The following is a 10652-nucleotide window of genomic DNA, read 5'->3' as shown; positions in this document are numbered from 1 at the left end:
ATGATCGCCATGCAGGAGCTGGGCATCGAGCACAGCAAGCTGAACGTGAACGGCGGGGCGACGGCGCTGGGCCATCCGATCGGCGCCTCGGGCGCGCGGGTGCTGGCCACCCTGCTGGCGGCGCTGCAGGCGCGCGGCGGCCGGAAGGGCGTGGCCAGCCTGTGCATCGGCGGCGGCGAGGCCGTGGCCATGGCGGTGGAACTGGCCTGAGGCGCGATTCTACCCGGGTAAAATCCGGAAACAGAGGGTGCGGAGTCGACAAGCTCGGCGCCGGAACAGGGGGGGGTCAGAGTCGGCAGAGTCTACATCGGCGGAGCGGGAGAGCGGCTCCTCGGAGCGGAGGGGCGGGATGCGATTGTCAAAGACCGGCGCCTGTCGCGGCGACAGGACGAGCGGCATTATGCGCCCGCCGGCCTATCCGGATGGAAGATCGGTTCTAGAATCCGTCATCTGACTGGAAACGCGGAGTTCTTTCCGCTGAACCCGACCATAATTTCGCGGATTGCCAGCACAGCGTCATGACCTTCCTTCTCCCCTCCGGGGGAGAAGGTGGCTCGCGGAGCGAGACCGATGAGGGGGATGTTCGGAGCGAACTGGCAGCCGGTCGATCAAGAGCCGGCCAACCCCTCATCCGCCCCTCCGGGGCACCTTCTTCCCCAAGGGGAGGAGGGAAACAGGAAGCTTGCCCCCGCGCCGCACACCCCCCTACCCTTCTCCCATGGACCTGAACCGACGCACCGCCCTGGGGCTGGCCGCCGCTGTGATGACACCGGTGTCGCAAACCGTGGCCCCGCCCGATCCGGCGGAGACGATCCGGCTGTGGCCGGGCCGGGCGCCGGGCGGGGATCGGGTGACCGTGACGCCGCGGGTGGTGGAGCGGTCGACCGATCCGGCATTCCGTGACCGCTTCGCCCAATACACCACCGAGCCCCTGCTGACGGTGCTGCGGCCGGCGCGGCCGAACGGGGCGTCGCTGCTGCTGATCCCCGGCGGCGGCTACAAATGGGCCGTGGTCGACAAGGAGGGGCTGGACTGCGCGCGGGTGTTCGCAGCGGCGGGCGTGACCTGTTTCGTGCTGCGTTACCGCCTGCCGGGCGACGGCTGGGCGGCCGGCCCGGATGCGCCATTGCAGGACGCGCAGCGGGCGCTGCGGCTGGTCCGCGCCCGGGCGGCGGTGGACGGGCTGGACCCCGCGCGGGTGGCGGTGCTGGGCGCCTCGGCGGGCGGGCATCTGGCCGGGATGCTGACGGCGCGGGCGGACGCGACCTATGCGGCGGTGGACGCCGCGGACACCGTCCCGTTCCGGCCGGACCTGTCGATCCTGCTGTATCCGGTGGCGACCATGGCCGATCCGTTCGTTCACGCAGGGTCGCGGCGAGAACTGCTGGGCGAGACGCCGTCGGCGGAGGCGATCGAGCGCCATTCGCTGGAGCGGATGGACTGGCGCGACGCGCCGCCGGTCTTTCTGCTGCACGCCATCGACGACGGCGCCGTGCCGGTGGAGAACAGCCTGCAGCTGCTGTCGGCGCTGCGCGCGGCGGGCGTTCCGGCCGAGGCGCATCTGTTCGAGGAGGGCGGGCACGGCTTCGGCGTCCGGCTGATCGAGGGCCGGCCGGCCGCCGTGTGGCCGCAACTGGCGCTGGCGTGGGCGGCCCGACGGGGCTGGATTACACAGGTGTAATCTCCGCCATCTTGCGGCCCCGACGCCGACCGTTAAGGTCGCCGCGGCTCTTCAGGAACGGACGGTGTTTCGAATGCGTATCGGACTGTTGCTCGCGTCGGTCGCCGGCGTCTCCCTCATGGCGCAGGCGGCGCTGGCCCAGCAAGGCGCCCCCCAGAGCGTCGGGCCGATCGATCAGTCCAAGGGCACGTTCGAGGACAAATTCCGCCAGTTCGAGGGCGAGGACTGGCCGACTCCGACCGATTATCGCAACGCCTCGGGCGCGCCCGGCCATCGCTACTGGCAGCAGCAGGTCGATTACGACATCGACGTGTCGCTGGACGAGGCGCGGCGCACCCTGACCGGCCGCGAGGCGGTGACCTACACCAACAATTCGCCGGACGCCCTGGGCTATCTGTGGCTGCTGCTGGACCAGCAGAACTACCGCCGCGCCTCGCTGGCCGAGCGGACCCGGACCTACAACAATTCCGAGACGGTCAGCGTCAACGAGATCCGCCGCATCCGCCGCATGCAGGACTGGGAAGGCGGCTTCAACGACCTGCGCATCACCGGGCCGGACGGCCAGGCCCTGCCCTTCACCATCGTCGACTCGATGATGCGCATCGAGCTGCCCCGGCCGCTGGCCACGGGCCAGAGCTTCGCCTTCACCATCGATTTCACCCTGCCCCTGCCGGAGACGAACGTCGTCGGCGGCCGCAGCGGCTACGAGTGCTTCACCAAGGCCCATGAGGACGGCAACTGCCTGTTCCTGGCGGCGCAGTGGTTCCCGCGGCTGGCGGTCTATTCGGACTATGAGGGCTGGCACAATGCGCAGTTCCTCGGCTCGGGCGAGTTCACCCTCGAGTTCGGCGACTACGACGTCTCGATCACCGCGCCGGCGGATCACGTCGTGGCCGCGACGGGCGAACTGACCAACCCCGACATCCTGAGCGCCGAGCAGCGCGCGCGGCTGGAGCGGGCGCGGACGGCGGACGAGCCGGTCTACATCGTCACCCCGCAGGAGGCCGCCGCCGCCGAGGCGCGGCCGGCCCGCGGCACGCGGACGTGGAACTTCAGCGCCGACAATGTGCGCGACTTCGGCTGGGCCTCGAGCCGCAAATTCATCTGGGACGCCATGGGCGTCGAGCAGGAGAGCGCCGAAAACCCCGTGGTCATGGCCATGTCCTTCTATCCGAAGGAGGCCCGGCCGCTGTGGGACACCTATTCGACCCGGTCGATCGCCCACACCCTGGACGTCTACAACCAGTTCGCCTTCACCGATCCCTACCCCACGGCGCAGTCGGTCAACGGGCCCGTCGGCGGCATGGAATATCCGATGATCACCTTCAACGGGCCGCGGCCCGTGCGGGCGGACGACGGCAGCCTGACCTACACCGAGCGCGCCAAGAACGGCCTGATCGGCGTGGTCATCCACGAGGTCGGCCACACCTATTTCCCCATGATCGTCAATTCGGACGAGCGGCAGTGGACGTGGATGGACGAGGGGCTGAACAGCTTCCTCGAGTTCCAGGCCGAGAAGCTGTGGGACGCGAACTTCCCCGCCGGCGGCGAGCCGCGGGACATCGTCGAATACATGGTCAGCCAGGACCAGGTGCCGGTGATGACCCACTCGGACAGCCTGCTGCAGTTCGGCAACAACGCCTACAACAAGCCGGCCACGGCGCTGGTCATCCTGCGCGAGACGGTGCTGGGGCGCGAACTGTTCGACCGGGCGTTCCGCGAGTACGCCCAGCGCTGGGCCTTCAAGCGGCCGACGCCCTACGACTTCTTCCGCACCATGGAGGAGAGCTCGGGCGTCGACCTCGACTGGTTCTGGCGCGGCTGGTTCTATTCGACCGACCATGTCGACATCGCGCTGGAAGGCGTGACGGCGGCGCGGCTGGAGAGCGCCGATCCGGAGGTCCGGGCCCGCGCCGCCCGCGAGCGCTTCGAGGCCGAACCGACGCCGCTGACGGTCGCGCGCAACGAGGGCATCGAGACCGTGGTCGAGCGCGACCCCGCGACCCGCGACTTCTACAACGAGACCGACCGGTTCACGGTCACGGCGCAGCAGCGCCGCGACGCGGAGAGCGCGGCCCGCCGGGCGGACGAGGAGCGGCGCGCGGCCCAGGGCTTCGACGACAACATCTATCGCTTCACCTTCCGCAACGTCGGGGGGCTGGTGATGCCGGTGATCCTGAAGCTGACCTGGAGCGACGGCTCGGAGGAGACGATCCGCATCCCGGCCGAGATATGGCGCCGCAACAGCCGTCAGGTGATCTGGCAGCACGTCTCGTCCAAGACCCTCGCCAGCGCCGAGATCGACCCCCTGTGGGAGACGGCGGACGCCAACCGCGGCAACAACTTCTATCCGCAGCGCATCGACGAGCGGTCGCTGCGGCTGTCGCCGGCGCCGCCCCCGGGCGAGAACCGGATGCGCGATTCCGACGTCGAGGTCAGCCCCGACTCGACCGCCACGCGCGTACGCCGGAGGGACTAGGACGATGCTGAAGCGTCTGCTGCTGGGCGCCGCGCTGGCGGCGGTGCTGGCCTCGCCGGCGGCGGCCCATCGCGGCCATTCCGGCCTGACGGTGATCGAGATCGATCAGGACACCGGCGCCGTGAGCGTGACGCACCGGTTCGCGGCCCACGACGTCGAGCCGGCCCTGCCGAGCATCGCGCCGGAGGCCCAGCCGAGCCTCGACGATCCGCGCGCCGTGGCCGATCTGGAAGCGCATCTGGGGGCGCGCTTCCGGCTGGCGGTCGACGGTCAGGCGGTGCCGGTGAGCCATGCCGACACGGCCCTGGCCGGCGACCACGTGCGGGTGCAGTTCGCCGGGCAGACCGCGGACCGGGACGTGGAGGCGGTCACCGTCGACCTCGACTTCTTCCCCGGGGTGCACGACGACCAGGAACAGCAGGTCAATGTGCGGGTCGGCGGCGTGACGCGCACGGTGGTGTTCCGCCCGGGCGCGGACGCGCAGACGGTGCGCTTCTAGTCCTCCTCCGCCGCCTCGAGGTCGGCGGGGTCGAAATCGTAGTCGAGCAGATCCCCCGGTTTGCAGTCGAGGGCGGCGCACAGCCGGGCGAGGGTGCGGAAGCGGATGCCCTTGACCTTGCCGGACCGGAACAGCGACAGCTGGGTCTCGCTGAGGCCGACCTCCTGGGCGAGGTCGCGGGCCTTGATCCCCTTCCTGACGATCAGCCGGTCGAGGGTGACGCGGATCGGCATCAGATCATCTCGTCCAGCTCGGCCTGGACCTTGCCCGCCTGCTCCATGACGCCCCCGAGCAGGAACAGCGCCCCGCCGATCATGCCGAGGGTCATGCCGGCGACGTCGAAATAGGCCCATCCGCCCGGCCCGCCCGCGATCAGGCGTGTCAGGTTGGTGATCCCGAAGACGCTGAACACGCCCCCGAAGCCGAGCGCCAGTCCGACGCGCCGCAGGGCGTCGGCCAGGGTGGGCTGGATCAGGCGGCCCCGGGCCAGCTGACCCATGGCGGCGCCGATCGCCCAGACCGCGAAGAGGTAGAAGACCGCCGGCAGGGCCCAGACCAGCTGGGTCAGCCAGCGGGCGTCGAGCGCCCCGCGGCCCCAGGCCATGGCGAGCAGCGGGAAGACGAGGTGGATCAGCGCCAGCAGGGCTCCGACGCTGACGACCATGAAGACGGCCAGCCAGCGGAACTGGGCGCAACGGCGGCGGAAGCGGTCGGTCGCGGTCTGGGTCACGGGCGAATCTCCGGCGCGGGAAGCTGTCTTATCTTTAATCTTGACTTAAAGACGGACTGTTTGCAACTTTATGTCGGAGTTAAACGAAACGAGAGCGCCGCCATGCCCGCCGCCATCGAGACCCGCGACCTGAGCCGCCGATTCAGACGCCGGCTGGCCGTCGACGCCGTGTCGATGACGGTGCCGGACAGGGCCGTCTACGGCTTCCTCGGCCGCAACGGCGCGGGCAAGACGACGACCCTGAAGATGCTGCTGGGGCTGATCCGGCCGAGCGCCGGGACGGCGAGGGTGGGCGGGATCGACGTGGCCCGCGACCGCATCGGGGCGGCGCGCAAGGTCGGGGCGCTGCTGGAGGCGCACGGCTTCTACGGCAATCTGTCGGGGCGCGAGAACCTCGACCTGACCCGCAGCCTGCTGGGCCTGCCGAAGGGGGAGGTCGAGCGGGTGCTGGAGGTGGTCGAGATGCGCGAGCACGCCGGGCGCCGGGTTTCCGACTATTCGCTGGGCATGCGGCAGCGGCTGGGGCTGGCCCGGGCCATGCTGGGGGCGCCGCCGGTGCTGGTGCTGGACGAGCCGACCAACGGGCTGGACCCGGACGGCATCGCCGACATGCGCCGCTTCCTGCGCGCCCTGCCGGAGCGGACCGGGGCGACGGTGCTGCTGTCCAGCCATCTGCTGGGCGAGATCGAACAGACGGCGACGCATGTCGGCATCCTCAGCCACGGCAGGCTGGTGCTGGAGGGGGAGCTGGGACGGCTGAAGGCCGACCTGGCCCCCGAGATCGCGCTGCAGACGGACGACGCGGCAAGGGCCACGGCGCTGGCGCGGGCGCGGGGCTTCGACGTGCTGCCGGCGGACGACGGACTGGTTGCAAGGCTGAAGCCCGGGGAGGACGCGCGCACCGCCTCGGCCTCGCTGAACCGGGCCCTGATCGAGGCCGACATCGCGGTCTTCGCCATCGGCGCGCGCTCGCGTTCGCTGGAGGGAATCTACCGCGAGGTCTCGCCGCCCGCCCCCACCACCACCACCACCGCCAAGGCCCGGCCGGAGTTCGCCTGATGACCGCCTCGCCCTTCCTCGCGCCCCTGTTCGTCGAGGCGCGCAAGCTGAACCGCTCGCTGGCCGCGGTGCTGGCCGTGGCGGCGCCGTCGCTGATCGCCCTGTTCACCTTCTTCAACATGCTGCGCGGCAAGCAGGCGGCGCCGTGGGAGATGTGGATGGGCAGCGCCTCGGCGATCTGGGCCTTCTTCATGCTGCCGATGAGCGTGACCGCGCTGACCGCGCTGGTCGCGCACATGGAGCACGGGCCGAAATCGTGGGATCACCTGCGCGCCCTGCCCCTGCCCCGCTGGCGGCTGTATGCGGCCAAGGCCGTCTGCGTGCTGGCGGTGGTGGCGCTGATGAGCGCGGCTGTGCCGGCCATGACCTGGGGGGCGGTGACGCTGGCGGCGGCGATCAAGCCGCAGCTGCAGCCCACCGGCGCCTTCGATCTGGCGGCTTACGCCGCGACCGCCGGCAAGATCTACCTCGCCGCCGTGCTGATGATCGCCATCCAGCTGTGGGTCGCGCTGCGCTGGGCCAGCTTCGTGCCGGCGCTGGCGGTCGGCATCGGCGGGACCTTCTTCTCGGTGGTGGCGACGTCAGCGAAACAGGGCGTCTTCTTCCCGTGGCAGATGCCGGTGAACATGCTGGCCACCGAGGCGTGGCGGGTGCAGACGGCGCTGGGACTGGGGCTGGGACTGGGAACGGTCGTCATGGTCGCCGCCCTCGCCCACCTGAGCCGGCGCGAGGTGCTCTGAAGCCGGCGCGTCGGGACGCATCAGCCGGACCAGTCCCGCGCCGCCTGTCATCAGCACCATCATCTCCGACCCCATATTTGCGAATCGTTCGCAGATTGCGCGGGGGTCGCGGGCGTGGCAAGCCCGGAACGTCGGTGGCGACTGACGGAGCATCACCCATGCGTGAAGACGGAAAGCTGGACTATCTCGAACTGCCGGGCGGCGAGCTGGCCGCGTCCAAGGCCTTCTACGCCGCAGCCTTCGGCTGGAAATTCATCGACTACGGGCCGGAATACGCGGCCTTCGACGAGGGGCTGGACGGCGGCTTCGACGCCCAGGCGGAGGCGACGCGGGCGCCGCTGCCGGTGCTGTTCGCCACCGATCTGGAGGCCATGCAGGCCCGGGTCGAGGCGGCCGGCGGGCGCATCGTCAAGCCGATCTTCGCCTTCCCCGGCGGACGGCGGTTCCACTTCCGCGATCCCGTGGGCAACGAGCTGGCGGTGTGGTCGGAGACCTGACGCCCCCCGGCAAGAGCTGCGGCGACTGCGGCCTGTGCTGCAAGCTGATGGGGGTGACGGCGCTCGAAAAGCCCGCGGGCAAATGGTGCCGTCACTTCTCGAAGGCGGGCGGCTGCGCGGTCTATGAGACGCGGCCCGGCGACTGCCGGGTGTTCAACTGTCTGTGGCTGCTGACCGGGGCCCTCGACGAGGCGTGGAAACCGACCACCGCCGGCTTCGTGATGCACAGCGAACAGGGCGGCGCGCGGCTGATCGTCGAGTCTGATCCCGCCCGGCCGCACGACTGGCGGCGCGAGCCCTACCCGTCGACGCTGCGGCGCTGGGCCGACGCGCCGGGGATGGAGGTGCTGGTGTTCGCGGGCCGCCACGGGGTGCGGCTGGGGGCCGTCGACGCGCCGGTGAGGCGAACCGGCCCGCAGGCGGGCTGAGGGCGTCTCGCGGCCGGAGTCCGGCGACTCGCCAGAAGGTGATACTAGAGGACCGGACGGGCGGGCCGTCTCGTTCGAGCGACCCGATCCCGGCCTCGGAGACACACCATGCCCGACGATCAGATCCCGGCGCCGCCGACCCCGCCGCCCCCGCCGCCGCCGCCCCCGACGCTGCCGCCCAAGGATCCGGACATACCGCCGGTCTATCCGCCGGATGTCGAGCCGGATCAAACGCCGGGATGATCGAGTGGCTGTGGGCGGGTTTGCTGATCCTGGCGGCCTCGCACAGGGCCACCCGGGCGCTTTCCCTGCTTCTGGCGCTCAAGTGGGCCGCCAATTACGCGGCCTTTCGCCTGATCGCGGAGACCGCCCCGCCGCTGATCGACATCGCCCTGGGCACCGTCGGCGTGATCTGGGCCTCGCGCCAGCGCGCCGGCTGGTCGGACGTGGTCGCCGCCGGCTTCATCCTGACTCTGCTGGCGCATGCCTGGTACTGGCTGCAGTACGGCGCCGGCGGCGCCTCGGCGCTCGTCTACTACTGGCTGATCGTGGGGCTGTTCACGGCGCAGGCCGCGGCGGTCGCCTGGCCGGGCGCCCTTGCATACGCCCGCGCGCTGCGTCGGCGGTGGGCCTGACCAAGGCCCGCCGCCGCCTCGCCTGGAGCTGATCTGGGGATGAAATAGTCAAGTTCAAGAATTGGCAGACGGCGAAATATGCGCAGTTTGTCCAGCCCTCGATGGAGGGATGAATGCGCATACTGTTGTCGACCTATGGCTCGCGCGGAGACGTCGAGCCGCTGGCCGGGCTGGCCGCGGCGGTCCGGGCTCTCGGCGCCGAGGCGGTGGTGTCCGCGCCGGCCGATCCGGAGTTCTGCAAGCTGCTGGATCGCGCCGGCGTCGCGCTGGCCCCGGCCTTCATGCCGGTGCGTCCGTGGATCGCGCTGGCGAGGCGGTCGGGATGGAAGCTGCCCCGGGCCGCGGCCGAGATGATCGCCGGACAATACGACGCCCTTTCCGCGGCGGCGGACGGCTGCGATGTGATCGTGGCGACCGGCCTGTTCCCGTCGACGGCGGCGGCGCAGGCGGTGGCGGACACGCGGGGAGTCCGCTACGTCCACGTCAGCTATTGTCCGATCATCCTGCCGTCGCCGCACCACCCGCCGCTGGAGTATCCCGGCCAGCCTCACCCGGCCGGGGTGACTGACAATACGGCGCTGTGGGCGGTGAACGACCGGGCCATGGACGCCCTGTTCGGCGAGGCGGTGAACGATCATCGCACCCGGATCGGACTGCCCGCCTTCGATCACGTGCGCGACCGGGTCTTCACGCCCCGGCCGTGGCTGGCCTCCGACCCGGTGCTCGCCCCGTGGCCCCAGACCGATCCCGCCGACGTCGTGCAGACGGGTGCGTGGATCCTGCCGGACGACCGGCCGCTGCCGGCGGACCTGGCCGCCTTCCTGGATGCGGGAGAGCCGCCAGTCTACGTCGGCTTCGGCAGCATGGCCACGCCCGGGCTGACGGACGCCGCCCGCACGGGTGTCGAGGCGGTCAGGGCCCAGGGCCGCCGGGTGGTGCTCGCCCGGGGCTGGGCGGACCTCGCCCCGGTGGACGAGGGGGAGGACGTCTTCGCCACCGGCGATGTCAACCAGCAGGCGCTGTTTCCCCGGGTCGCCGCCGTCGTGCACCACGGCGGCGCGGGCACGACGACCACCGCCGCCCGCGCCGGCGCGCCGCAGGTGATCGTCCCCCAGGTCGCGGACCAGCCCTACTGGGCCGGGCGGGTGGAGGCGCTCGGCCTCGGCGTCGCGCACGACGGGCCGACGCCGACCGTCGGGTCGCTTGGGTCCGCGCTCGGGAGGGCCCTGTCCCCCGGGATCCGCGCCCGGGCGGCGGACCTCGCCCCGGCGATCCGCGGCGACGGGGCGATGGCGGCTGCGAAACTGCTGCTCGAAGGCGCGGGCTAGCGCACGTCCACCGACTGGGCGATGCGCTCGGCCAGGGCGCGGTCGGCGCCCTCGAGGCTCATGGTCCAGACGTGAATCTCGCGCGGGGTGGCGCCCTCGCGCTGGAACAGGTGTTCCCGGGCGTGGCGCTGGCCGTCCTCGGTCGAGACCACGGAGGCGCGGCCCGCCGCCTGGAGCACCTCGCCGCTGTAGATCGGAAACTGCGAGGCCGGGCCGGCGTAGATCATGGCGAACGAGCGGTCGCCGCGACGGATGGTGTAGATCCTGAAGTCCGGGCCGGGGCGGCCGGTGGCGATCTCGAAGCCGGCCGGCAGATCCACCGTGAACGGCAGGGCCGCGCGGGCGGGGGCGTCCAGCACGGTGACGGCGGGAACCGACGGCGGCGGGGGCGGCTCGGCGGCTGCGGGGGCCGGGGTCGTCGCCGCAGGGAGCGCGGTCGCCGGCGTGGGCGCCCGGGCCGGAGCGGGGATTGGCGTGGACAGTCCGGGGGCGGGCACCAGGGGGCGATCCGCCGCCGCCGCGGGGCCTCTCGGCAGCGGAGCGGACCGGGGCGGCGTCTCAGGATTGGCCGGGCTG

At 71.4% G+C, this 10652-nt stretch carries 12 protein-coding genes and 2 pseudogenes; 11 read left to right on the top strand and 3 right to left on the bottom strand.

The window, feature by feature from the left end; genetic code table 11:
• From VGD32_RS08010 to VGD32_RS07995, 4 genes and pseudogenes are all read left to right on the top strand, one after another.
• Positions 1 to 210: pseudogene (locus tag VGD32_RS08010) on the top strand (acetyl-CoA C-acetyltransferase); the annotation flags it as partial.
• A 508-nt stretch (positions 211 to 718) separates the two neighbouring features.
• The gene (locus VGD32_RS08005) at positions 719 to 1681 is read left to right on the top strand and encodes an alpha/beta hydrolase (protein WP_331031369.1); all 963 of its coding nucleotides are present in this window, start codon (positions 719 to 721) and stop codon (positions 1679 to 1681) included.
• Positions 1682 to 1754: 73 nt separating this feature from the next.
• Positions 1755 to 4160, top strand: a complete 2406-nt coding sequence (locus VGD32_RS08000; RefSeq protein ID WP_414644375.1) for a M1 family metallopeptidase — start codon at positions 1755 to 1757, stop codon at positions 4158 to 4160.
• Positions 4161 to 4164: 4 nt separating this feature from the next.
• Complete coding sequence (locus VGD32_RS07995; RefSeq protein WP_331031368.1) at positions 4165 to 4659, top strand: DUF6702 family protein; 495 nt, start codon at positions 4165 to 4167, stop codon at positions 4657 to 4659.
• Here VGD32_RS07995 and VGD32_RS07990 read toward each other — a convergent pair.
• Both VGD32_RS07990 and VGD32_RS07985 read right to left on the bottom strand, forming a co-directional pair.
• Positions 4656 to 4892 carry a helix-turn-helix transcriptional regulator gene (locus VGD32_RS07990; RefSeq protein WP_331031367.1) on the bottom strand — a complete coding sequence of 79 codons (237 nt, stop codon included), beginning with the start codon at positions 4890 to 4892 and terminating at the stop codon, positions 4656 to 4658. The two genes, VGD32_RS07995 and VGD32_RS07990, sit on opposite strands and share 4 nt — an antisense overlap.
• A complete protein-coding gene (locus VGD32_RS07985; RefSeq protein WP_331031366.1) occupies positions 4892 to 5389 on the bottom strand; it encodes a DUF2975 domain-containing protein in 498 nt (165 codons plus the stop codon). Before VGD32_RS07985 ends, VGD32_RS07990 begins: the two co-directional genes overlap by 1 nt.
• 102 nt (positions 5390 to 5491) lie before the next feature.
• Between VGD32_RS07985 and VGD32_RS07980 the strand changes: the two genes are divergently transcribed.
• From VGD32_RS07980 to VGD32_RS07950, 7 genes are all read left to right on the top strand, one after another.
• Positions 5492 to 6448 (top strand): ATP-binding cassette domain-containing protein, encoded by a 957-nt coding sequence (locus VGD32_RS07980; RefSeq protein WP_331031365.1) that lies wholly within the window; start codon positions 5492 to 5494, stop codon positions 6446 to 6448.
• Entirely contained in the window at positions 6448 to 7188 is a 741-nt protein-coding gene (locus VGD32_RS07975) for an ABC transporter permease (protein WP_331031364.1), read from the top strand. Before VGD32_RS07980 ends, VGD32_RS07975 begins: the two co-directional genes overlap by 1 nt.
• Positions 7189 to 7346: 158 nt before the next feature.
• Positions 7347 to 7685: a VOC family protein gene (locus tag VGD32_RS07970; protein WP_331031363.1), complete on the top strand. Its 339-nt coding sequence runs from the start codon at positions 7347 to 7349 to the stop codon at positions 7683 to 7685.
• On the top strand, positions 7670 to 8113 hold the full coding sequence (locus VGD32_RS07965) for a YkgJ family cysteine cluster protein (protein WP_331031362.1): 444 nt from the start codon (positions 7670 to 7672) through the stop codon (positions 8111 to 8113). Before VGD32_RS07970 ends, VGD32_RS07965 begins: the two co-directional genes overlap by 16 nt.
• Positions 8114 to 8221: 108 nt before the next feature.
• Positions 8222 to 8356, top strand: coding sequence for a hypothetical protein (locus VGD32_RS07960; protein WP_331031361.1), 135 nt, complete (start codon positions 8222 to 8224; stop codon positions 8354 to 8356).
• Complete coding sequence (locus VGD32_RS07955; RefSeq protein ID WP_331031360.1) at positions 8353 to 8748, top strand: hypothetical protein; 396 nt, start codon at positions 8353 to 8355, stop codon at positions 8746 to 8748. Before VGD32_RS07960 ends, VGD32_RS07955 begins: the two co-directional genes overlap by 4 nt.
• A 113-nt stretch (positions 8749 to 8861) precedes the next feature.
• The gene (locus tag VGD32_RS07950; RefSeq protein WP_331031359.1) at positions 8862 to 10076 is read left to right on the top strand and encodes a glycosyltransferase; all 1215 of its coding nucleotides are present in this window, start codon (positions 8862 to 8864) and stop codon (positions 10074 to 10076) included.
• On the opposite strand, the pseudogene VGD32_RS07945 reads toward VGD32_RS07950, so the two are convergent.
• A pseudogene (locus VGD32_RS07945) lies at positions 10073 to 10652 on the bottom strand (hypothetical protein); the annotation flags it as partial. The gene VGD32_RS07950 and the pseudogene VGD32_RS07945 overlap by 4 nt on opposite strands.

Origin of the sequence: Brevundimonas sp. (assembly GCF_036402095.1) — a bacterium.
GTDB lineage: Bacteria > Pseudomonadota > Alphaproteobacteria > Caulobacterales > Caulobacteraceae > Brevundimonas.
Note: the sequence above shows the minus strand (reverse complement) of the source record. Positions and strands in the feature narration are given on the sequence as shown.

Excerpts from the sequence above, each read along its gene's own strand:
- VGD32_RS07970 (WP_331031363.1), top strand. The coding sequence starts at position 7,347 with ATGCGTGAAGACGGAAAGCTGGACTATCTCGAACTGCCGGGCGGCGAG.
- VGD32_RS07975 (WP_331031364.1), top strand. The coding sequence starts at position 6,448 with ATGACCGCCTCGCCCTTCCTCGCGCCCCTGTTCGTCGAGGCGCGCAAG.
- VGD32_RS08000 (WP_414644375.1), top strand. The coding sequence starts at position 1,755 with ATGCGTATCGGACTGTTGCTCGCGTCGGTCGCCGGCGTCTCCCTCATG.
- VGD32_RS08005 (WP_331031369.1), top strand. The coding sequence starts at position 719 with ATGGACCTGAACCGACGCACCGCCCTGGGGCTGGCCGCCGCTGTGATG.
- VGD32_RS07980 (WP_331031365.1), top strand. The coding sequence starts at position 5,492 with ATGCCCGCCGCCATCGAGACCCGCGACCTGAGCCGCCGATTCAGACGC.
- VGD32_RS07955 (WP_331031360.1), top strand. The coding sequence starts at position 8,353 with ATGATCGAGTGGCTGTGGGCGGGTTTGCTGATCCTGGCGGCCTCGCAC.
- VGD32_RS07960 (WP_331031361.1), top strand. The coding sequence starts at position 8,222 with ATGCCCGACGATCAGATCCCGGCGCCGCCGACCCCGCCGCCCCCGCCG.
- VGD32_RS07990 (WP_331031367.1), bottom strand. The coding sequence starts at position 4,892 with ATGCCGATCCGCGTCACCCTCGACCGGCTGATCGTCAGGAAGGGGATC.
- VGD32_RS07950 (WP_331031359.1), top strand. The coding sequence starts at position 8,862 with ATGCGCATACTGTTGTCGACCTATGGCTCGCGCGGAGACGTCGAGCCG.
- VGD32_RS07995 (WP_331031368.1), top strand. The coding sequence starts at position 4,165 with ATGCTGAAGCGTCTGCTGCTGGGCGCCGCGCTGGCGGCGGTGCTGGCC.